This window comes from Alicyclobacillus hesperidum subsp. aegles (assembly GCF_027923525.1).
Classification (GTDB): domain Bacteria; phylum Bacillota; class Bacilli; order Alicyclobacillales; family Alicyclobacillaceae; genus Alicyclobacillus; species Alicyclobacillus aegles.
In genome coordinates this window covers 138,132-159,773 of the sequence record NZ_BSBJ01000003.1, presented here as the reverse complement: position 1 = coordinate 159,773, position 21,642 = coordinate 138,132, and the positions used below count along the sequence as shown (strand labels likewise).

Genomic DNA, 21,642 nt, shown 5'->3' with positions numbered 1-21,642 from the left:
ACGAATCGGTCGAGGGCTTCACCCGCAAGCAAGGTCATTTCATAGCAGAAGCAAAGGTACATAGCAGAAGACAACCTGAAGCGAAGTTTGTTCTGAGCAAACACACCGGCAGGCGAAAGCCAAAGCCACGTGAGTGCGGGGCAAACGAACACAGCACAAAGGTTTCACGAAACACAACTGAAGCGAAGTTTGGTCCAAGCAAACACTTCGGCTGGCGAAGGCCAAAGCCACGTGAGTGCCAGGACAAACGAACACAGCACAAGGGTTGCACGCAACACAGCTGAAGCGGAGTTTGTTCCGAGCGAACACATCTGCAGGCCGAAGGCCGAAGCCGTGTGAGCGAGGAGCAAACGAAGCGCACGAGTCTGGTGGCCATAGCGGAGGGGAAACACCCGTACCCATCCCGAACACGGACGTGAAGACCTCCAGCGCCGAGAATACTTGTCTCGAGAGGGACTGGGAAGGTAGGTCGTTGCCAGGCAAGAGAGAACAGAGTCAGGCGAAGATGCCTGGCTCTGTTTTGCTATATGCACCATTCCTCACCCACATCCCCGAAAGCAGAAGCTCACCCCAGTCGAGTGCATCTAAAGGTCAGGCTGAATTCAGGAAAATAGGTACGAGCACCGGCTCGCTCAAGAGGTATATTACTGGACGCCTATGAATACTTTGGATATATTTGAAATGTCAAAGAAGCTTGGGGAGGGCTTTCTCTGCTATTTGTATTCGTATTATTGATTGTAGGCGTATTTCACCTTGTTGCACCGAGAGCAGCTTGGTATCTACACATCGGGTGGAAGTTAAGGGACGCTGAACCGTCTGATGGATATCTCATGTTTTTAAGGGTTACCGGAGGGGCTGCGTGCCTATTTAGCCTCATTTTCATCATCGCCGCATTCGCATCGCCCCATTCCTGACTTATGATCGCGTACTGGTATGGGCCACGGGGGGGATTCTCGTCAAGGCAATTGAGAGAATGACCGCGCAGAGATTAGAGATTAAGATCATCCCAACCGTGCCCGGCCATCCGCCCGAGCTCCAGAAGAATCCCCCTAGTGAGCCCCCGACACTGGATCCCACATAGTAAAACAACAAGTACAGGGACGAGGCCTGCGCGCGCGCATGAACCGCTCGTCGTCCGACCCAACTGCTTGCGGTTGAGTGGCCGCCGAAAAATCCGAACGTGAAAACGGTCATGCCTATGACTATCCAAAAGAGGTTCGGTAGGAGTGTAATCGCAGCCCCGCCACCCATGAGAAGGACGTTGGCAAGAAGCACGCGTTTGCGTCCAATGCGATCCGCTAATCTCCCCATCCATGAAGAACTAAAGGTACCAGCTATATAGACGATAAACAGCATGCCGACAAGTGACTGAGACAGGCGATACGGCGGCGCAAGCAAGCGAAAGCCAATATAGTTATAAAGACACACAAAGCCGCCCATAAGCAACGCTCCGATAAGGTATAGGCAGATTAAGCCGCGATCGCGCAGTGCTTCGCGAAATGCTTGAAGCGCCGAGGATGGGCTGGTGGTTTGTGGGGTGAAGTGTCGCGACTTGGGCAAGCTTCGCCAAAAGTAAAGACTGAGGAACAGGCTGACGGTGCCAAACACCAAAATTCCAATTCTCCACGAGAAGTGGTCTGCCAAAAAACTAATACAGATACGACCGAGCAGTCCCCCGATAGAATTGCCGCTGATGTAGAGCCCCATGGCGTAGCCCAGACCACGCGGGGCGACTTCTTCGCTCAAATAGGCCATGGCTACGGCAGGTAGGCCCGCGAGCGTAAGTCCTTGTAGGGCGCGTACCACCAATAGGGAAGTGAATGACGGACAAATAGCTGCAATGATTCCGAGCGCCGAGGAAGTGCCTAATGACGTGACCATGACGGGCTTTCGCCCCCAGACATCGGATATCCAGGCGGCAATCGGCAGGGACACGGAAAGGATGAAGGTTGTCACAGATAGAGAAAGACTGGAGAGGGCTGGCGTCAACTGAAAGCGAGCAGAGAAAATCGGGAATAGTGGTTGTACGCAGTACAGGTTTGCAAACGTGACGATCCCGGCTGCCAAGAATGCAAGGCTGACCCGGCGATAGATGGTTGTACCTCGCTCGAGGTAGGTTTCAGCAGCCGTCTGTGTCGGAGTGCCGTCGTTCAATTTCAAGGACCTCTTTCCATGCTATGTACTCTCTTACAATACGCTTCTTTCCAAGTTGGTTCCAATTGCGCACAAAGATTTGCTTTGCAAGTAGCCGTTCAGCCGCTCGGATTAGCGGTCCTCTTTGTCGACGGTGTACAATGGTGTCAATTCGACAGATGGGACTTACCTTGCACGTTTGTGCGGTTGGAATAGGCGCCTGTTCATGGCGTCGAAAGGAACGATGAGATGGTATGCAAGCAGCATAACGGCAGCCGAGCGCGGCGAAAGTTCCGATGGCGCGCCTATGGCAAATGGCTTGGTGCCTTCATCGCTGTGACGATGGTGGAGGCTTGGCCGTTCGCCGCAAGCGCCCAGGTGGACAAGCAGGCGGTCAGTATGTCTGTGGAAGTGGGGTACAGTGGCTACTACAGCACAGATGATTGGGTTCCAGTGCATATTTCTCTCCACCATAACGGTGCAGCGACCACTGGCGATCTCGCTGTTGCGGTGAACGAATCCCTGAACAACGGGCGTCGTGGCGCCGGCGTGCTCAAGTGGCCGATTGCTCTGCCGCGGGATGGCTGGACAAGCAAGGAGATTGCGTTGCCAGGCAGCATATTGACGAAAGGGGCAACGGTGTCCCTGATTGTAGGCGATGCGACGCTATCGACTGCGCCTCTAACGGGCAACGCGGTATCGCATGTCGCACTCGTTGGCGTGATTTCGGATGATCCACAGGAAACGCAGTTTTTGGCGGGTGCGAGCAGCGATTCGACGCCAGTACTGCCGGTGGCCCTTGATGCATCACAGGTTCCTGTGGCTGTCGATCTATTAGCCGGCTTATCCGCCATGGTTGCGTCAATCCCTGAACTTTCGTCGTTATCCACCATTCAACAAAACGCGTTGCGCGAGTGGGTCAAGGAAGGCGGTCTCTTGATTGTGACTGGAGCCGGAAGTCCGCTTCCTGGCTGGCCCAACTTGCCTCTGATTGCCGGAGCTCCGTCGCAGGTGAGCGCGCAGCCGCTTGCCGATTTTGCTGGCGTGCAACCTTCGGCCGGTGCGCTTGCGACAGATGCCGCGGCAGTGCGTGGGAATGCCCGCATCTGGGCGGGATCGAACCAAATACCGCTTCTTGCGAGTGAACAGGTCGGCAGGGGGCAAATTTGGCAAACGGCGTTCTCGCCGATGGATCCGCATTTGTTGGCGTGGACGGGAGATGCCCAAATGTGGACGGCGATTTTTCGATCCGCCGTCCTGGCAAGGGGGGCGGTATCAGCCGTACCCGCCCTGTTCAGCGAAAGCGGTGCGCTGTCTTTAACTTCTGTGGGCGACGCGTTGGCGCCACTGCGCATGCCATCACTTTCGACTTTTGGCGTAGTGTTTTTCATCTATATTCTCGTCGCAGGTCCGCTCGCGTTTTTTTGGCTGCACCGACGCCGCAAGGCGACTTGGGCGTGGGTGGTATTACCCGTGTTGAGCGCCATGACGACTGTCGGTATCTACGCATTTGGCGGATCCGAGCGACCAAAGGGGTTATTGTTGGATGGCGTAGGTGTGATCGATTTAAGTGGTGACGGCAGTGGGCTTGCTTATGCGGCCGAGGCCTTCATGTCGCCTGATTCTGGTGACTTTCGTCTGCAACTGCCAGGTGGTAGCGATGTATTGCCACTTACAAGTGACAATCAGCCGCTGACCAAGTCGATCGTAACAAGTCGTGCGAGTGCGACCGATGTTTCGTTCTACGGTGTTCCGCGCTGGCACGTTCGGTATTTGTACACGTCAGGTATCGATCGCGAGTGTGGAGAAATTGCGACACAGTTCACCGACGCATACGGTTTGCTGTTTGGCACGGTAGAAAACGACACGCCCTATACATTGGAGGATGTCGCTGTTGTCTGGAAGGGGACCATGGTTCGCTTGGGAACATTGATCCCCGGGCAGACGAAAACGATTCCTGTCGGTGGTGGATCGGCGACGGTCTCTTGGATTTCTGATTATGGCGCCTACAACCGGGCCTTGACGCACGGGATTGGCCGTTCGCTCGGTGCTTACTTGTCTTCCTGGACGCCAAGTGCGTCGGCGAGCGAGACAGAGGCGATGCTGATCGCTACCACAGCAAACCGTACGCCGCAATTGCCAACGCCCGTTGGTGAGCGCCGCGTGACCAGCGCCAAGACGCTTACTTTGATTCGCGAATACGCTCCGGTTAGCCGTAGTCTGGAGGCAGATTGACCGTGATCTTGACGCAAAATTTGTGCAAGCGCTATGGCCGAATGGCGGCGGTTCAAGATATGAACCTGTCGATCGCTCCGGGAACCGTGTTTGGGTTGGTAGGAGAGAATGGCGCAGGCAAAACGACCGCCCTGTCGATGCTGGCCACGCTCTCGACACCGACATCCGGGCGCGCGTACATTCAGGGCTTTGAGGTGACGCGTGAGCCGCGGGCAGTTCGGCGCTGTATCGGGTATATGCCTGATGCCTTCGGGGTGTATGACGATCTGACTGTCATGGAGTATCTGCGCTTTTTTGCGGATTGCTACAGGGTGGATCGACGCCTGGTAAAAGCCCGTGCGGATGATTTGCTGGAGCGCGTGCGGTTGACGGACAAACGAGACACATACGTCAATGCGCTGTCACGGGGTATGCAGCAGCGCTTGGAGATCGCCCGCTGCCTGATGCACGATCCTGCTGTTCTCATTTTGGACGAACCATCGTCTGGCCTTGATCCGAAGTCTCGCCTCGAAATGCGGACGGTGTTGCATGGACTGCGCGACATGGGGAAGACGGTGCTTATCAGTACGCACATCCTGAACGAACTTGCGGAAGTGGCCGACGAAGTTGGCATCCTGCGGCGCGGTGAACTGGTTGCCGTAGCTGCGGTACAGGTCATGGTTCAGCATTCGAGTGCATATCGCACCATTCGTATCGATGGCCGTTTTGCACCTGGCGAATTGGAGCGCGTTTTGGCGGCGGATCGGCACGTCGTCGACGTTCATGCTGCGGATGCTGGCTGGAATGTCCTGTACGCAGGCACGCTCGCCCAACAGGCCGATCTGTTGACCACGCTTGTCCAGCACGGTATGGCGATCACGCAATTTAGTGAACAGCCCACGGATATCGAACAGTTGTTTTTACGGTTGTCTGCGATTCAGGAGGGTATGTGATGCGATTGCGGATCAATCCTTTGCTCGCCAAGGAATTCCATCAGCGCATGCGCACGGCGCGAGCACCTATTGTCATTACATCGTATCTGTGCGGCATGTCGATACTAACCTTTTTCTTGCTGTATGAGAATGTGCAGGGGCAGCTGTACCTGGTGCAGCCGACCAAAAGCCAGCAGGTTTTTGTCCTGCTTAGCCTTTTGCAGATGACGGTCGTCGCGTTTTTAGCACCTGCCTTTGCAGCTGGCAGCGTCAGTGGCGAGCGCGAGCGCAAAACGCTCGCCGTGCTCTTGACGACGCCTGTGTCACCAATTGGCATTTTATTAGGAAAGGTGTTGTCGTCCAGCGCCTTGTTGGTGCTCCTAGTCGTGGTCACCCTGCCTGTCTATAGCCTCGTCTTTCTGTTTGGTGGGGCTGTCCCGCAGGAAGTTGTGTCCGTATTGGCGTTTCAGTTGCTCACCATCGTCGTCATCTCGACGATTTGCGTGTTGTTCTCGACGATCGCGCTGCGTTCGACATGGAGCACGGTGTTTTCTTACGGCACCGTGGGTCTGATGATGGTTGTTTTCGGCGCTTTAGGTTATGGGTTGAAAGGCTTGTATGAGCAGAATCCAATCGACCTCTTTACTCTTTCGTGGTCGCACTTTTTCTACGCGTTGAATCCTTTATACGTGGAAGCGGCCTTAGAAGGAGCCGTGTCAGCCGATCCATCCATCTGGGTGACGTTTGTCGAGTTTTATGCGGTTGCCATTGTGATTTTGCTCGTGCCAAGCCTATGGCGTCTGCGCCCACAGTGGTTTTCTTGGCTTCCATTTTGGTCGCGCAGCACCGAAAAGCAATACCAATAATGCGCATATTGTTTCCTCCGCGAGCGTAGACCTTTATGGACGTGCCGCTTCGCGGGGGGAATCTTGATGCTCATTGTGCAAATTCTGTTCTCGCTCGCCATGGTTCTGTTCGGCGCTGAACTCTTTACGAACGCCATCGAGTGGGTCGGTAACAAGTTGGGGTTAGGGCAGGGCGCTGTGGGGAGTATTTTGGCTGCGGTAGGCACCGCGCTGCCGGAAACGGCGGTACCGGTGACCGCTATTTTGATGGGTGGCAGCAAGGAAGCGGAACAGGTTGGGATCGGCGGGATCCTCGGCGCTCCCTTTTTGCTCGCGACGTTGGGCGGATTGGTCATTGCGAGTGCGACGCTGGCGTTTCGCTTCGGCCATTCACTGTACCAACTGCACATTCAGCGGCGTGCATACATGCGTGACATGCTCTGTTTTTTAACGGCTTATGTGTTATCCATGTTGCCGGCCCTGTTCCCCCTAACTGAGGTCCGTCGCTTTGTGCCCATTGCGCTTGTTCTTTTGTACGTCGTATTTGTCATTTGGACGCTTCGCGATAAGGCAGAAACCACGGACGCGGGAGATCTTAAACCACTGTATTTGCAACCAGGGGTGGGCGAACCTTCTTTTGGTCTCGTCAGTTTGCAACTTCTTGTGTCACTCGCACTCATTGTCGGCGGTGCACACATTTTGACGGGCGGGGTCGAACAAATTGCCTTACAAATTGGCTTGCCAACGTTTGTGTTGTCGGCTTTGATTATTCCACTTGCCACAGAGTTGCCAGAAACATTAAACAGTGTGGTGTGGATTCGACAGGGCAAGGACAGTTTGGCTTTAGGCAACGTCACCGGCGCGATGGTGTTTCAAAGTACGCTCGTTCCTGCGCTTGGTATCTGGATGACACCATGGAATTTGACGGCTGAAGCGCGCTTGACGGCGGTTTTAACGTTTTCGGCAGCGCTTTTCACCGTTGTGATGTATCGTGTGCGCCGCGTACTCGAGCCCTGGACACTGCTGATTGCCTCTACGCTTTACTTCGTACTTCCGATGCTCACGCTTGTGAAACGCTTTCACCAGGCACATTACTACTGGATCTTTGGCAGCGTGATGGCAATCATTGTATTAGTAGCCTGCTTTACCGTGCAAAAATTGCGGCAGACTAGGTTGCGCTGACCCAGACAGATCGCAATCAGGATAAATGCGATGGGACGATGGATGTTAAAACGCGTTCAGACTGCGTGTGGCTCTCTTCGACGCACCATGTGGGCCGGACGGCTCGTTTCTCAGAGCCGCCCGGCGTTTTGCGTCATGGCCTGTGTTGCCCTAATTCTTTGAATACCTCGTCATACACTGCGACGGTGCGTTCAATGTCCTCATCGGTATGTACAGCCGAGACAAACCACGCTTCATACTTCGACGGTGCAATCAAAATGTTGCGATCCGCCAACAAATGAAAGAAGCGGGCAAATTGGTCGCTGTCTGTCGCGTTGGCGTCGTCGTAGTTGCGCACCGGATGACTTCCGAAATAAATGGTGAATGCGCCGCCCATACGATTGATGGTGATCGGGACACCGTGACGTTTAGCTGCTTCGTGGGCCGCCTCGGTCAAAACTTGTGCTCGCCGCGCCATGTCGTCATAGATGCCCGGTTCGCGCAGCACGTCGAGACATGCCATGCCCGTGCGCATCGACAGGGGATTTCCCGCCATGGTTCCAGCCTGGTACGCAGGACCAAGCGGCGCCACCTGTTCCATGATGTCCTTTCGCCCACCATATGCGCCAATGGGCAGGCCACCCCCAATAATCTTCCCGAGCGCGTACAAATCTGGATGCACGTCGTACATTTGCGCGGCGCTTCCGTAATGGAAGCGAAATGCTGTAATGACTTCGTCGAAAATGACAAGCGCACCGTGTTTATGCGCGAGATTGATGACTTGCTCTAAATAACGGTCATCTCGTGGCGGAACGATGCCGAAGTTGCCGACAATAGGTTCGACGAGCACTGCCGCGACGTCTGTACCGTGTACTTCGAGTGCTTTTGCCAAGATATCGGGATCGTTAAACGGAACGGTAATCACTTCACTGGCGATGTTCGCGGTCACCCCTGCACTGTCGGGGACGCCGATCGACGATGGGCCTGACCCGGCCGCCACCAACATGGCATCCGAGTGGCCATGATAACAGCCAGCAAACTTCAAAACCTTGCGCCGCCCCGTATAGGCGCGTGCCACGCGAATCGTCGTCATAACGGCCTCGGTTCCGGAATTGACAAAACGGATGCGCTCCAAGTCAGGAATGGCCTGCCGCAGTTTTTCCGCGAACAGCACCTCGGACGGCGTTGGTGTTCCGTAGAGCACCCCGTCGACCGCCGCTTGTGCAATCGCCTCCGTGATCGCGGGATGCGCGTGTCCGAGAATCGACGGGCCGTATGCCGCGAGATAATCGATATATTCGTTGCCATCGACGTCGTACATGTGTGATCCTTGTCCGCGGACCATGACCGTTGGCGTACCGCCACCGACTGATTTGTACGATCGCGATGGGCTGTTGACACCACCAAGAATAACCGCTTGTGCTCGTTCAAACCACAGTTTGGACTGTGTGCGATCGAGAACCATCTATCACCACTCCTTAAGCCTTTATTGTTCCACTGCCAAGCTCTGATGGTCAACTCCAGATGCCATTGCATGAGCCGTGCCACGTGTGGAAACGGTAAAACAAACGGGATCAGGAGGGAAAAGTTTTGCGTAGACCTGTTGCGACGGCGGCAAAGGAGCTTTCCTCGGTTTTGACATCCGGGGGCGACGTTCGTTATGACCATCGGCTCTATCTCTCCGAAACGGCCATGGGGATGGCTGTTCAGCGCGGGCTTAAGGTCCCGGCTCAGGGTGTGCTTGACACACATATGCGCCATTCCGTATAATCACACTTCAGTATAGCAACCAACATATCGATTTGATGAGGAAGCAGAGTACAGGCGGTTTGGGCTGTTTCAGAGAGAGTGCGCCGTGGCTGCAAGCGACTCCAGCCTGCGTTTGGAAAGACGGCTTCTGAAAACGCGAGCTGCTGATAGGTGGCCGCGCGTCGTCGGCGCGTTATGCCGTTGAGGTGGAACGTCTCGTTCAAGCAGGGTGGCACCGCGGAAGCGCTCTTTCGTCCCTGCCGGTATCTACCGGCATCGACGAAAGAGCGTTTTTTGATCCCGCGGCCAATCCTCACGGCACCCGCGGTAGCTTGGAAAAGGAGGATGACACATGGAGATTCAACGTCCTCGCGGCACGGTCGATCTCCTGCCGGGTGAAGTAGAAGTTTGGCAGGCGCTTGAAAGTACGGTGCGCGATGTGCTGGACAAGGCCAACTACGGCGAAATACGCACACCTATCTTCGAACACACAGAGTTGTTCGAACGCGGTGTCGGTGAGACGACAGACATCGTGTCGAAAGAGATGTACACGTTTCTCGATCGCGGCAATCGCAGTGTTACCTTACGGCCGGAGGGCACGGCGGGTGCTGTGCGGGCGTTTGTCGAGAACAAGCTGTACGGCACCGGCGCATTGGCAAAATTGTATTATATCGGTCCGATGTTTCGCTATGAGAAACCGCAAAAGGGACGCCTTCGGCAGTTTCATCAATACGGCGCAGAAGTGCTGGGATCAGAACTGCCTGCGGTCGATGCCGAGGTCATCGCGCTCAGCCTCGCCGTTTTAGAGCGCCTTGGTCTGCAAAACCTGACCGTCGAACTCAACTCGGTCGGTTGCAGCGTGTGTCGACCCGTGCACAGGGCGCAGATGATTGAACGGCTATTGCCGCATCGCGACGAATTGTGCCGCGATTGCCAAGTGCGATTGGAGAAGAACCCGCTGCGCTTGTTTGACTGCAAGAACGAATCTTGCCAGGCAGTGTTGCGGGAAGCGAACGTCCCATACATCGTCGATGTCCTTTGCGACGAGTGCAAGGATCATTTTGAGCAGGTACAGGGCTATTTACGGGCGATGGATGTTCCGTTCGAGATTGCCAAAAATCTCGTTCGCGGGCTCGATTACTATACGCGCACGGCGTGGGAGATTACGACCCCGGGATTTTCCACCATCGCCGGCGGTGGTCGCTATAACGGCCTGGTCGAGGAATTAGGCGGGCCATCGACACCTGGCATCGGCTTTGCTGGCGGGATCGAACGCGCAATCGCCGTGTTGGCGTCGCAAAACGTGCAAATCGGCCGCACGGTGGGGCTTGATGCGTTTGTGGCAGTTGCCGACCGGGGTGCCGAACATACGGCGATGGCCGTGCTTAAGTCATTGCGCCGCTTGGGGCTGCGTGCGGACAGAGACTATCAAGGGCGCAGCCTGAAGTCGCAGTTGAAGTTGGCGGATCGGCTACAGGCGCGATTTGTCATCATGATAGGGGAAAGCGAGCTGGCCTCTGGCAAGGCGACGGTCAAGCAGCTCGCCACAGGTGTACAGCGCGAAATTCCGTTTGCCGAGCTGGCGGATGCCATTGAACAAGGGGGAAGTGAGTGGTGATTGTGGAGCAACAGGTGATGCATCGTCTAACACGCAGTCATTGGGTGGCAGACACTCTGGCGGCGCTGCCAGGGACATCTGTCGTGCTGGCTGGTTGGGTACAGCGCCGGCGCGATTTTGGGAGCGTGGTGTTCGTCGACCTGCGCGATCGCTCGGGGATCGTTCAGCTTGTGTTCGATCGCGGCCGGGGCACGCCGGAGCATGCGATGGAAGCGGCAGATAAATTGCGTAACGAGTTCGTGATCGCCATCGAGGGCACGGTGGAAAAGCGGGATGCAGAGACCATCAATCCGAAGATTGCAACCGGTGAAATCGAAGTCGTGGTGCGCGACATCGTGATCGAAAACACGGCGAAAAACCCGCCATTTTATATCCAGGACGGCGTCGAAGTCGACGAAACGGTGCGGCTGCGCCACCGTTACTTGGACTTGCGGCGCCCCGAGATGCAGAGCATTCTGATGATGCGCCACCGCATCATTCGTGCGTTCCGCCAGTACTTGGACGATCACGGCTTTTTGGAAATCGAGACCCCAATTTTGACGAAAAGTACGCCTGAAGGCGCTCGTGATTATCTGGTACCGAGTCGCCTGCAACCAGGTGAGTTCTACGCGTTGCCACAATCGCCACAGATCTTTAAGCAATTGCTGATGGTGTCCGGGTTTGAGCGGTACTACCAAATTGCACGCTGTTTCCGCGACGAAGATTTGCGGGCGGATCGGCAACCCGAGTTCACCCAGCTCGATATTGAAACGTCGTTCTTGCCACAGGCGGCTTTGCAAGACATGATGGAGGAGATGGTTGCCAACGTCTTGCGCGATGTCGCTGGCGTCGAAGTGCCGCGGCCATTTCAGCGTCTCCCGTATGCCGAGGCGATGGACAAATACGGGTCCGATAAGCCGGACTTGCGTTTCGACATGGCTTTTGTCGATCTCGCCGACGTGCTTGCGGGTACCGATTTCCGCGTGTTTGCTGACGTTTTGGCAAAGGGTGGGGTTCTTAAGGCCTTGGTCGCGCCCGGCTGTGCGGGGTACAGCCGCAAGCAAACGGACGATCTCGTCGACTTTGTGAAGGGTTACGGACTCGGCGGTCTTGCCTACATCGCCGTTCTCGAAGATGGCAGTTTTCGCTCGTCCATCAGCAAGTTTTTCTCGGACGAGCAGTTCCAGGCCATCGCCGATTGTGCGAAGGCGAAGCCTGGCGATTTGATCCTGATTGGTGCCGGATCGCGCAAACAAGTGCTACCAGCGCTTGGGGCACTGCGTAGCCATCTTGGCCAGACGCTCGGGCTTGCCGATCCTAACGCGTACAAGTTTTTATGGATCACCGATTTCCCTCTTCTGTCGTACGACGAAGAGGAGAAGCGCTGGGTCGCTGAACATCATCCTTTCACGATGCCGCGCGAGGAAGATATTCCGCTGTTAGGCACAGACCCCGGCAAGGTGAGGGCGCAGGCGTACGATATGGTCCTCAACGGCTTTGAGATCGGCGGCGGATCGATGCGCATTTATCGCCGGGAGATTCAAGAGCAGATGTTCGCGGCGCTTGGGTTCACGAAGGAGGAAGCGTACGACAAGTTTGGCTTCCTGTTGAACGCATTTGAATACGGCACGCCTCCGCACGGTGGCATTGCCTTTGGCTTGGATCGCATCATCATGCTGCTTGCAGGAGCCAAGTCGTTGCGCGATGTCATTGCATTTCCGAAGACGGCGAGCGGCACCGACTTGATGATGGACGCACCGGGCGAAGTGTCCGAAGAGCAGCTTAAAGTGTTGCATCTACGTGTCCGCCATCATGGGTAAGACGACGAGGTGGGCAGGGCGAATGGGCCCTGCTCCTTCTGTTTTTACGGAAGCGCGATTGCGGTGTATAATCGTATAAAGCTGAGTGGATGACTAGGAATTTGCTTGTTTACGCCAGGAAAGAGGCGATGCAATGGATCTGTTCGCGATGGCGTCCGAGCGCGATCGCGCCGATGCCGCACCGCTTGCCTACCGCATGCGGCCAACTTCGCTGGATGAAGTGGTCGGCCACGCGCACATCGTGGGGGCGCGGGGGTTATTGCGGAGGATGATTGAGCAGGATAGGATGCAATCCATCATCTTGTTTGGCCCGCCAGGGACAGGCAAGACGACATTGGCACAGGTCATTGCCCACCAGACGAAGGCCAGCTTTGTGCAGTTGAATGCCGTGACGGCAGGTGTTGCGGACATTCGGAAAGCGGTGGATGCGGCAAAGGAGCAACAAGAGCTATACGCTCGACGCACGGTGTTGTTTCTCGATGAAATTCATCGATTCAATAAGAGCCAGCAAGACGCATTGTTGCCACACGTCGAAGCTGGTTTGTTGATTTTGGTCGGGGCGACGACGGAAAACCCATACTTCGAAGTCAACTCTGCTTTGGTTTCGCGATCGCACGTGTTTCACTTGGAACCGCTGACGGTAGAGGAAATTGGTGTTTTACTTGACCGGGCCTGTAGTGACGAAGAACGTGGGCTCGGCCGCATGCATGTGCAACTAACGTCTGACGCGCGCCGGGCAATCTGCCTGCAGGCAGGCGGCGATGCGCGCCGGGCCCTGAATTTACTCGAACTGGCGGCGTTCGCGGCGTCCATTGGCGAAGATGGACAGACGCAGATCGGTGTCGAACAGGTCGAGGCCGCCCTGCAGTCGGCTGGCGGTGTGCGCTACGATAAATCGGGCGACGAACATTACGATACGATTTCAGCGTTCATTAAGTCGGTTCGCGGATCCGATCCGGATGCCGCCGTCTTGTGGCTTGCAAAAATGTTGGCGGGTGGGGAGGATCCGGCGTTCATTGCCCGGCGGCTGATGATTTTGGCCGCGGAGGATATCGGCAATGCCGATCCATTTGCGTTGACGCTGGCGGTAAGTGGCTGGCAGGCTGCCATGGCCATCGGCATGCCCGAGGCGCGCATCATCTTGTCGCAGGTGACGACGTATTTGGCGACGGCACCCAAGTCTAATGCCGCGTACAAGGCCATCAATGAGGCTCTCGCCGACGTCAAAAACGGCTTGCCGCTCGTCGTGCCGCCACACTTGCGAGGAACGGGCTATAGTGGGGCGCAGAAGTTGGGGCATGGAGTGGGTTATCTCTATCCACATGACTACCCCGGCCACCACGTGGAGCAAGATTATTGGCCCGTTGGCGTCGAACCACGCACGTATTATCGAGAGGGGGACGGCCAATCGTGAAGATATCGACGAAAGGGCGCTACGGCCTCATGCTGCTGGTCGATCTCGCCAAGCAGGCGACCGATGCGCCCATTTCGCTAAAATCAGTTGCTGAACGACAGAACTTATCCGAACATTACTTGGAACAACTCATTGCCCCATTGCGCAATGGAGGCTTTGTCCGCAGTATCCGCGGCGCTTACGGCGGCTACGTGCTCGCCCGCAATCCGCGCGACATCGTTGTTAAAGATATTATCTTTGCTTTAGAGGGTCCGATTACCATCGTCGACGAAGATATTGACGATGGACTCGATGTGCTCTGGACACGCCTGCGGGAAGCCATCCACGACGTGTTGAATTCCTTAACGCTACAAGATTTGGTCGATATGCGCGGGCAGTCAGAGCACGGATACATGTTCTACATCTGATTTGTTCCTGTCTGGCAAGGAGGAGAGCGCGTGATTTATCTCGACAATGCAGCGACGACTCCGCTTGCAGAAACCGTTCTGAAGGCGATGGAGCCATACCTCACCTCCATCTACGGCAACCCATCCAGTACCCATACGGCGGGCAGACAAGCTCGGCAAGCCGTCGAGCGGGCGCGGCGCACCATCGCCACATGGCTGGATTGCGATCCTCGCGATCTGATTTTTACGAGTGGCGGTACGGAAGCGGATAACGCAGCGCTCGTCGGCGCTTATTTGGGGCGGCAGCAAAGCCGCAAGCACATTGTTGCCAGCGCGATCGAACATCACGCCGTACTGCATACGTTGTCCTTTCTGGAATCCCTTGGCGCGGAGGTGACGCTGGTTCCGGTGGATCGATACGGCTTGGTCGATCCCACGGACGTCGTTCGTTGTCTGCGCCCTGATACCGCCTTGGTAAGTGTCATGGCCATCAACAACGAGCTTGGGACCATTGAGCCTGTTGAAGAGATGGCTCGCCTGGTCAAGCGGCATGATCCACAAATCATCGTGCACAGCGACATGGTCCAAGCGTTACCTGTACAACGGATTGGGCTCGTGCAAACAGACATCGACATGGCGACGTTTTCGGCGCACAAAATTCATGGCCCAAAGGGTATTGGCTTATTGTATGTGCGCAAGCATACGCCGTGGCAGCCGCTTTTGTATGGGGGGAACCAAGAGCAGAAGCGGCGTGGTGGGACGGAGAACGTCGCCGGTGCGATAGGTTTTGCGGCAGCTATCGATGTCTTGGCTAGTCACTTTGACGATCACGTCGCGCACCTCGCGTCTCTACGGGATGTATTCTGGGCGTCTTTGGCCGATGTGCCTGGCGTGCATCGGTTGAGTCCGCCGGACGCTGCGCCATCGATTTTGAATGTCGCCTTCGACGGCGTGCGCAACGATGTCTTGTTGATGCGCCTGGATCTCGAGGGTGTTATGGCATCTGCCGGATCGGCCTGCACAGCGGGAAGTCTGGAGCCAAGTCACGTCATAGAGGCCTGTGGACTGGGACATGTGCGCGAAGCGGTGCGTTTTAGTTTTAGTTGGCAAAATACTATTGACGAAATCAAGCAGGCCGCTCGTGTCGTAAAGGAATGTGTCCAATTGATTCGTTCACGTTTCACAGTTTCGTGACATTTCGTAAGCCACTTCGGCTCTGTTAACCAGTTTCTGCATTGCAAACGTTCAACCATAGGCGTACCATTGACCAGGAATCTCGTTCGGTATATATTTCGCAAGCTGAAATTTGGTTTTGCAATTATCCATCTTGGGAAAGCTATTGATCAATTGCGAAATTATATCCAACGGGAACGATGGCGTAGCCGAGGTGCGCCTTCCATTTGCGAGAAGGGGGGACCTAGGAATGCGGTGTCCGAGTTGCACAAGCCGGGATATCGGCAAAATTGGTGCAAATCAGTACTATTGCTGGAGCTGCTTCGCGGAGTTCAACGTGTCTGGTGATGAAGTCCGCGTCTACGAGGTGGCCGAGGACGGTTCATTGATCGTGGTCGAACATCCGTCCAACGCATTGGAATATGGAACCGGCGCTTGAGCCGATTGGGATAGGCAGATGCAAAAGGACGGCAATTGGCCGTCCTTTTGATTTATGGATGGCTGTGTGGCAAACCGTATAAGCCCATGGCGGACAATGCCAATCCACCCAGGCAAGACAGCGTCACATACGTGAGCGACAAAATCTCTTGACGAGCGCGAAAAAGGCTTACCGCTTCATAGGAAAAGGTTGAGAATGTCGTATAAGCCCCGCATAGCCCCACGCCCAAGACCAGCATCGGGACGTTGTGCAAGGTAGGAACAAGTTTGTGCAGGTGACTCGTCAGCCAACCAAGAAGCCACGATCCGCTCAGGTTGATGGCGAGAGTCGCCCAAGGGAATGGGGAGCTTGTCCGAGCGTTAATGGCACGCGAGATTTGGTAGCGCAGCAGTGCCCCCACGACGCCTCCGATTCCGACCCATAACATGGTCATGTACGTCACGTCGTGATCCTCCTAGCGAGCGCCGGCGCGAAACATGCCGTCCGCGATTCGAAATCCAGCATAGCTGAAGAGTAAACCGCCACCGACAGACAGCAATATGTAGAGAAGAGCAAGGTCAACTTGTCCGACCTGATAAAGTTTCCATGCGTCGACCGTAAACGTGGAAAACGTCGTGAACGCGCCGATGAGGCCCGTGCCAATGCCCAGCCGAATGTGTGGGTGAATAGGCAGTCGTTCACTGGTCATCGTGTTTAACCATCCGAGCACCAAGCAACCCGCCCAGTTGATGAGGAGTGTGGCGACGTTGAAACCGTGAGCCGTTCCGACCCACTCGCTGATCGCGTAACGCAATATGGCACCGACAAATCCTCCGGCGGCGACGGCCAAATATGGCAATGACCTCACCTTCCTGTGATAACTTGTCTTCAGTATACACAAGCCTCTTCGAATCTCGAAGCGAATTTATCATATAGCAAATGATGGAACGCAAAGTTGCATATACTGTGAAGAGCCTTGTCCACGGGTCTATGGGATATGGCCAAAATTCCCCCGGAGGTGCTCGGTGTTGCCGACAAGTCGCTATTTTCGAGTCGCCCTGTCGGTCGCGGCGACGCTTTTGTGCATCTACTTGTTTGGCCTATTGCGGGGATTTTTCATGGACATTTGGGCCGTCATCAGCACCGTCTTTTATCCCTTTCTCGCGGCTCTCATCATTAGTTACATCCTTCAGCCTGTGGTCGAGTTGCTACATCGCCGGCGCGTTCCGCGCAGTGCCGCTATTTTGTGCATTTACTTCACATTCGCCATCTTGGTGGTCGTCGGGGTACTCAACGCCGTGCCTGTGATTTCCCGGCAGATATCACAACTTGTCAGCAGCTTCCCTGCGATCACGGCGCAAATCAGCCACTGGATGGATATGGTGAATAGCCGTAAGCAATATCTCCCCAACACCGTTCGCGTAGGTCTCGAAAATGCCTTGCAACAACTGGAACATCGGTTTGAGACGGCACCCACAGGGATCTTTTCGTTCATCAGCAGTACCATCAATGCCATTTTCATGGCGTTCATCGTTCCTTTTCTCGTGTTTTACATGTTGAAGGACGCTAAAGCGATTGGCCGGGCCATGGTGGGATTGGCGCCTGTTCGCTATAAACGCCGCGTTCGCATCATTCTGCACGGCATCGACGAGACCTTAGGCGGCTATATCCGCGGCCAGTTTCTTGTGATGTTGGCGATTGGCATTCTTGCTTTCATCGGTTACTTGATCATCGGCATGCCTTACGCGCTCTTACTCGCCCTCTTTTTGGCCATCGCTGACATCATTCCGTATCTTGGCCCCATTATTGGTATCGCGCCCGCGGTCATCATCGCGTTGACTGTGAGCCCTGCGCTTTTGATCAAGGTTGTCATCGTCAATATCGCGGTTCAGCAGTGCGAAGGTAACTTCATTTCGCCACAAATCATGGGCCGCACCTTAAAATTGCATCCCATGGCAATTGTCGCAGCGTTGCTGATCGGCGGTGAACTTGCTGGCGTGGTCGGACTCATCCTTGCGGTACCGACACTGGCCGTACTAAAAGTCGTTTGGACCAGTTGGGCAAACGAGCGCCGATCGCGCGTCCCGAAGTGAATTGACAGCGGCCCGCGAGACCGATAGAATCAAAAATCGACAAAGCGATGCGGAAGCTGAGTACGTCGACATCCACTCGTTCAGAGAGGGCGGGCATCAGGTGGGAGCCGCCCCGGGTGGCCGGCCGAAGCTACTTCCAAGCGCATGCTGACAAACGCATGCCGGGTGTGCCCGTTACAGCGAAGAGGGACAAGCTCCTAGCTTGTAACCAGGGTGGTACCGCGGGTGAAAAACAGCTCCCGTCCCTGAGGGGACGGGGGCTTTTTGCGATCTTCTCGTTTTCTTTGACAAACGAGAGAGTTAAGGGAGGATACGTTCTCTATGAAATCGCTCACTGGACAAGAAATTCGCCGCGCATTCAAATCGTTTTTCGCAGCGCGCGGCCATCAGGTGTTGCCAAGTTTTAGTTTAGTCCCGCACGACGATCCAACGCTTTTATGGATCAACGCCGGCATGGCGCCGCTCAAACCGTATTTTGATGGTCGTGAAATCCCTGAAATTCCGCGCATTGTCGATGCGCAAAAATGCATTCGTACAAACGACATCGAAGAAGTTGGCCATACCGCTCGGCACCAGACCTTCTTTGAGATGCTGGGGAATTTTTCATTTGGGGATTATTTCAAAAAAGAGGCCATCACCTGGGCATGGGAATTTCTCACGCAGGTGCTCGAGATGGAACCGGAGCGCATTTCGGTGACCATTCACGTCGAAGACGACGAGGCGTTTGAGATCTGGCACCGCCAGGTTGGATTGCCGGAAAACCGCATCTATCGCGGTACAGAGGACAACTTTTGGGAAATTGGTGAAGGCCCATGCGGCCCATGCTCGGAAATCTTTTATGATCGCGGAGAAGCGTTTGGTTGCGGTGCGGACGATTGTAAGCCCGGTTGTGACTGCGATCGCTTTCTGGAAATCTGGAATCTCGTGTTTACACAGTTCAACAAAGGTGCAGACGGGGAGTATACGCCTCTGCCAAAGCGGAATATCGACACAGGATCCGGACTCGAGCGCCTCGCTTCCCTGTTACAGGGCGTTGCCAACAATTTTGAAACCGATTTGTTCCGGCCCATTATCGATCGCACAGGCGAGATCGCGGGTCGGCGCTACGGTGAGTCAGACGAGGATGATATTCACTTCAAAATCGTCGCAGATCATTTGCGCACGGTGACATTTGCCATCGGCGATGGCGTGCTTCCCGGCAACGAAGGCCGCAGTTACATCATTCGCCGCTTGCTGCGCCGCGCGGTGCGCAGCGGCCGTCGACTCGGCATCGAAAAGCCGTTTATGTACCAACTCGTCGCCGTCGTCGATCAGATCATGGGGGAAGATTACCCAGAGATCCGCGAAAAGAGAAGCCTTATTGAGCGCGTCGTCCGCACCGAAGAAGAGAGGTTCCACGAGACGCTCAGCGGGGGCGAGGCTTTGCTGTCCGAATTGATGGCCGAGCTTGGGGCGAAGAGTGAGACGGTGATCAGCGGGACAGACGCCTTCCGACTGTACGACACGTATGGTTTCCCGATTGACTTGACCGTCGAGATCGCCAAAGAATCGGGCTTTACGGTCGATCGCGATGGCTTTGACGCGGAACTGGAGGCACAGCGGACGCGTGCGCGCCAGGCTCGGCAGGTGGCAGAGGGCATGCAGAGTCAGCGCGGTGCGCTAGAGACCATCGATCAGCCATCGAAATTTGTAGGTTATGAGGAATTGACCGTGGACGCGGAAATCGTCGCACTCGTACAAGACGGCGAGCGCGTCGATGGGGTCAGTGTCGGTAGCGAGGCACAGGTCGTTCTCGACGTGACGCCATTTTACGCGGAGAGTGGCGGGCAAGTCGCCGATCGCGGCGAGATTGTCAGCGCGAGCGGGCGGGCGGAAGTCCTCGACGTGCGCAAAGCGCCTCATGGGCAGAATGTGATGACAATTCGCGTCATCGACGGGTCCTTACACCAAGGCGACTCCGTGCGCGCCCATGTCGATGCAGACTTGCGCCGTGACACGGTCAAAAATCACACGGCTACACACCTCTTGCACAGGGCATTGCGCGAAATCCTTGGCACGCACGTCGCACAAGCGGGATCGCTCGTCGAACCAGAGCGGCTGCGCTTTGACTTTTCACACTTTGGACCGCTTACGGACGAGGAGTTGGCGAAGGTCGAGGCTCATGTCAATGATGCGATTTGGCGAGATCACCATGTGGTGATTCGCGAAATGGACATCGACGATGCCAAGTCGCTCGGTGCGATGGCCCTGTTCGGCGAGAAATACGGCAAACGGGTGCGCGTCGTGCAAGCTGGCGAGAGCATCGAGTTGTGTGGCGGTTGCCACGTCGCGCGGACTGGATTGATTGGCCAGTTCCTCATCGTCTCGGAGACCGGCATCGGCAGTGGAACGCGACGCATCGAAGCCGTGACAGGGCGCCATGCCTATAGCGTGGCACGGGAGCGCGAGGCACAGTTGCGTCAGGTCGCACAGTTGATCAAAGCGACCCCGGCGACGGTGGTCGATCGCGTTGGGCGCGTGATCGAGGAGACGCGTGCGCTGGAGCGCGAGTTGGAGTCCGCCAAGGCTCGGCTCAACCACGGCCGTGTCGCCGATCTTGCTAAGCGGGAAGAGAACATCTCCGGCATTCCGGTAATTCGCGCGGCTTTAAGGGATGTCGACATGGAAGGGTTGCGCCAACTGGTTGACGAGCTGCGCGTCGGGCGCGAGACATACATGGTCGTCCTCGGTTCCGTGCACAATGAGAAAGTTCAATTTGTGGCTTCGGTTTCCAAGGATCTGCAGGAAAAAGGATTCCATGCAGGCCAAATCGTCAAGCAGGTCGCGGCTATTGCCGGCGGCGGTGGCGGTGGACGCCCCGATCTGGCACAAGCTGGCGCACGCGATCCGGAGAAATTGAGTGCCGCGATCGAAAAAGTTGCGGAAATTGTGGAGGCCGTCGCAGGAGATCGGGCGGTCTGAGCCGAACTAAGGGACGAAGCTATTCTTGCGTCGGCTGACGCTCGAGCGAGGTGCGGGCTTTGACAAACCAGGATTTTGACAGCACGATGCGGTTTGAGACGAAATCGGAAAACGCCGAGGCGCGTCACGCATTTCAGGTGGCGTATCGCGCCTTGAAGGAAAAAGGCTACAATCCGATTTACCAGATTGCCGGCTACCTGATTTCCGGAGATCCCGCATATATCACAAGCCACCTAGATGCACGCAACACGATTCGGCGGATCGAACGAGACGATTTAATTGAAGAGCTGGTGCGGGCCTATGCCGCACTTCATGGCGATGCGGACTTTGGCCGTTGACTATGGTGAACGGCGCGTCGGGATAGCCCTGTCGGATCCGACAGGGCTTATCGCGTCGGCGCTGACCGTCATTCAGCGTGAGACGGACGAACAGGTTGTCGATGTCATCGCGGGGCTGGTCGTGGAGCATGGTGTGGAACGGATCATCGTGGGCAATCCCATCACGATGAAAGGGGAAGTCGGCGAGAAGGCGCAGAAAGCCGCTTTATTCGCGCAGCAATTGCGCGAACGAGTGAGTATCCCGGTAGAACTTTTTGATGAGCGGTTAACGACCGTCAGCGCGGAGCGGGCGCTGCTGGAAGGAGATGTGCGGCGAAAGCGTCGGCGCAGCATCATTGATGCAGTAGCAGCGACGATTTTGTTACAAAACTACCTGGACGCACATCGCTGAGGGCATCTGGTTCTGGC

20 protein-coding genes, 1 rRNA gene and 1 other annotated feature are annotated in these 21,642 nt (G+C 55.8%); of the genes, 17 read left to right on the top strand and 4 right to left on the bottom strand.

Going from position 1 to position 21,642, the window contains the following annotated elements; translation table 11 throughout:
* Nucleotides 1-364 precede the first annotated feature (364 nt).
* Together rrf and QMF38_RS14770 are read left to right on the top strand one after the other, a co-directional pair.
* Nucleotides 365-481: ribosomal RNA gene (gene rrf / locus QMF38_RS02005) — 5S ribosomal RNA — on the top strand.
* A gap of 229 nt (nucleotides 482-710) precedes the next feature.
* On the top strand, nucleotides 711-914 hold the full coding sequence (locus QMF38_RS14770) for a DUF6199 family natural product biosynthesis protein (protein WP_390853815.1): 204 nt from the start codon (nucleotides 711-713) through the stop codon (nucleotides 912-914).
* Between the two features lies 1 nt (nucleotide 915).
* Here QMF38_RS14770 and QMF38_RS02000 read toward each other — a convergent pair whose 3' ends face one another.
* Nucleotides 916-2,154, bottom strand: a complete 1,239-nt coding sequence (locus QMF38_RS02000; protein ID WP_281758544.1) for an MFS transporter — start codon at nucleotides 2,152-2,154, stop codon at nucleotides 916-918.
* 228 nt (nucleotides 2,155-2,382) lie between these two features.
* Between QMF38_RS02000 and QMF38_RS01995 the strand changes: the two genes are divergently transcribed.
* The 4 genes from QMF38_RS01995 (at nucleotide 2,383) to QMF38_RS01980 (ending at nucleotide 7,306) form a co-directional block, all read left to right on the top strand.
* The gene (locus tag QMF38_RS01995) at nucleotides 2,383-4,368 is read left to right on the top strand and encodes a hypothetical protein (RefSeq protein WP_281758543.1); all 1,986 of its coding nucleotides are present in this window, start codon (nucleotides 2,383-2,385) and stop codon (nucleotides 4,366-4,368) included.
* A gap of 2 nt (nucleotides 4,369-4,370) precedes the next feature.
* Nucleotides 4,371-5,300 carry an ABC transporter ATP-binding protein gene (locus QMF38_RS01990; protein WP_281758542.1) on the top strand — a complete coding sequence of 310 codons (930 nt, stop codon included), beginning with the start codon at nucleotides 4,371-4,373 and terminating at the stop codon, nucleotides 5,298-5,300.
* Nucleotides 5,300-6,145, top strand: coding sequence for an ABC transporter permease (locus QMF38_RS01985; RefSeq protein WP_040288282.1), 846 nt, complete (start codon nucleotides 5,300-5,302; stop codon nucleotides 6,143-6,145). Before QMF38_RS01990 ends, QMF38_RS01985 begins: the two co-directional genes overlap by 1 nt.
* Before the next feature lie 66 nt (nucleotides 6,146-6,211).
* Nucleotides 6,212-7,306 (top strand): sodium:calcium antiporter, encoded by a 1,095-nt coding sequence (locus tag QMF38_RS01980; RefSeq protein ID WP_281758541.1) that lies wholly within the window; start codon nucleotides 6,212-6,214, stop codon nucleotides 7,304-7,306.
* Between the two features lie 133 nt (nucleotides 7,307-7,439).
* On the opposite strand, the gene QMF38_RS01975 is transcribed toward QMF38_RS01980, so the two are convergent.
* Entirely contained in the window at nucleotides 7,440-8,750 is a 1,311-nt protein-coding gene (locus tag QMF38_RS01975; protein ID WP_058094789.1) for a glutamate-1-semialdehyde 2,1-aminomutase, read from the bottom strand.
* 125 nt (nucleotides 8,751-8,875) lie between these two features.
* Here QMF38_RS01975 and QMF38_RS01970 point away from each other — a divergent pair, with 125 nt between their 5' ends.
* From QMF38_RS01970 to QMF38_RS01940, 7 genes are all read left to right on the top strand, one after another.
* On the top strand, nucleotides 8,876-9,055 hold the full coding sequence (locus QMF38_RS01970) for a hypothetical protein (RefSeq protein ID WP_281758540.1): 180 nt from the start codon (nucleotides 8,876-8,878) through the stop codon (nucleotides 9,053-9,055).
* Between the two features lie 331 nt (nucleotides 9,056-9,386).
* Nucleotides 9,387-10,652, top strand: a complete 1,266-nt coding sequence (hisS, locus tag QMF38_RS01965) for a histidine--tRNA ligase (protein WP_281758539.1) — start codon at nucleotides 9,387-9,389, stop codon at nucleotides 10,650-10,652.
* Nucleotides 10,649-12,451, top strand: a complete 1,803-nt coding sequence (gene aspS / locus QMF38_RS01960; RefSeq protein WP_281758538.1) for an aspartate--tRNA ligase — start codon at nucleotides 10,649-10,651, stop codon at nucleotides 12,449-12,451. Before hisS ends, aspS begins: the two co-directional genes overlap by 4 nt.
* 133 nt (nucleotides 12,452-12,584) lie before the next feature.
* Nucleotides 12,585-13,865 carry a replication-associated recombination protein A gene (locus QMF38_RS01955; RefSeq protein ID WP_281758537.1) on the top strand — a complete coding sequence of 427 codons (1,281 nt, stop codon included), beginning with the start codon at nucleotides 12,585-12,587 and terminating at the stop codon, nucleotides 13,863-13,865.
* Nucleotides 13,862-14,272, top strand: a complete 411-nt coding sequence (cymR, locus tag QMF38_RS01950; RefSeq protein ID WP_058094792.1) for a cysteine metabolism transcriptional regulator CymR — start codon at nucleotides 13,862-13,864, stop codon at nucleotides 14,270-14,272. Before QMF38_RS01955 ends, cymR begins: the two co-directional genes overlap by 4 nt.
* Nucleotides 14,273-14,302: 30 nt before the next feature.
* Complete coding sequence (locus QMF38_RS01945) at nucleotides 14,303-15,445, top strand: cysteine desulfurase family protein (RefSeq protein WP_281758536.1); 1,143 nt, start codon at nucleotides 14,303-14,305, stop codon at nucleotides 15,443-15,445.
* 229 nt (nucleotides 15,446-15,674) lie between these two features.
* Nucleotides 15,675-15,863, top strand: a complete 189-nt coding sequence (locus tag QMF38_RS01940; RefSeq protein WP_040288286.1) for a hypothetical protein — start codon at nucleotides 15,675-15,677, stop codon at nucleotides 15,861-15,863.
* A gap of 52 nt (nucleotides 15,864-15,915) precedes the next feature.
* Here QMF38_RS01940 and crcB (QMF38_RS01935) read toward each other — a convergent pair whose 3' ends face one another.
* Both crcB (QMF38_RS01935) and crcB (QMF38_RS01930) read right to left on the bottom strand, forming a co-directional pair.
* Nucleotides 15,916-16,296, bottom strand: coding sequence for a fluoride efflux transporter CrcB (crcB, locus tag QMF38_RS01935; protein ID WP_281758548.1), 381 nt, complete (start codon nucleotides 16,294-16,296; stop codon nucleotides 15,916-15,918).
* A 21-nt stretch (nucleotides 16,297-16,317) separates the two neighbouring features.
* Nucleotides 16,318-16,701 (bottom strand): fluoride efflux transporter CrcB, encoded by a 384-nt coding sequence (gene crcB, locus QMF38_RS01930; RefSeq protein ID WP_281758535.1) that lies wholly within the window; start codon nucleotides 16,699-16,701, stop codon nucleotides 16,318-16,320.
* A gap of 166 nt (nucleotides 16,702-16,867) precedes the next feature.
* Here crcB (QMF38_RS01930) and QMF38_RS01925 point away from each other — a divergent pair, with 166 nt between their 5' ends.
* The 4 genes from QMF38_RS01925 to ruvX all read left to right on the top strand — a co-directional run bounded on the left by QMF38_RS01925 (nucleotide 16,868) and on the right by ruvX (nucleotide 21,625).
* Nucleotides 16,868-17,935: an AI-2E family transporter gene (locus QMF38_RS01925; protein ID WP_232302266.1), complete on the top strand. Its 1,068-nt coding sequence runs from the start codon at nucleotides 16,868-16,870 to the stop codon at nucleotides 17,933-17,935.
* 38 nt (nucleotides 17,936-17,973) lie between these two features.
* Nucleotides 17,974-18,185, top strand: a binding site (T-box leader).
* A gap of 71 nt (nucleotides 18,186-18,256) precedes the next feature.
* Nucleotides 18,257-20,896: an alanine--tRNA ligase gene (gene alaS, locus QMF38_RS01920; RefSeq protein ID WP_281758534.1), complete on the top strand. Its 2,640-nt coding sequence runs from the start codon at nucleotides 18,257-18,259 to the stop codon at nucleotides 20,894-20,896.
* A gap of 59 nt (nucleotides 20,897-20,955) precedes the next feature.
* Entirely contained in the window at nucleotides 20,956-21,234 is a 279-nt protein-coding gene (locus QMF38_RS01915) for an IreB family regulatory phosphoprotein (RefSeq protein WP_006445506.1), read from the top strand.
* A complete protein-coding gene (ruvX, locus tag QMF38_RS01910; RefSeq protein ID WP_232302267.1) occupies nucleotides 21,197-21,625 on the top strand; it encodes a Holliday junction resolvase RuvX in 429 nt (142 codons plus the stop codon). The genes QMF38_RS01915 and ruvX overlap by 38 nt, the downstream gene beginning before the upstream one ends.
* The last annotated feature ends 17 nt before the right edge of the window (nucleotides 21,626-21,642 follow it).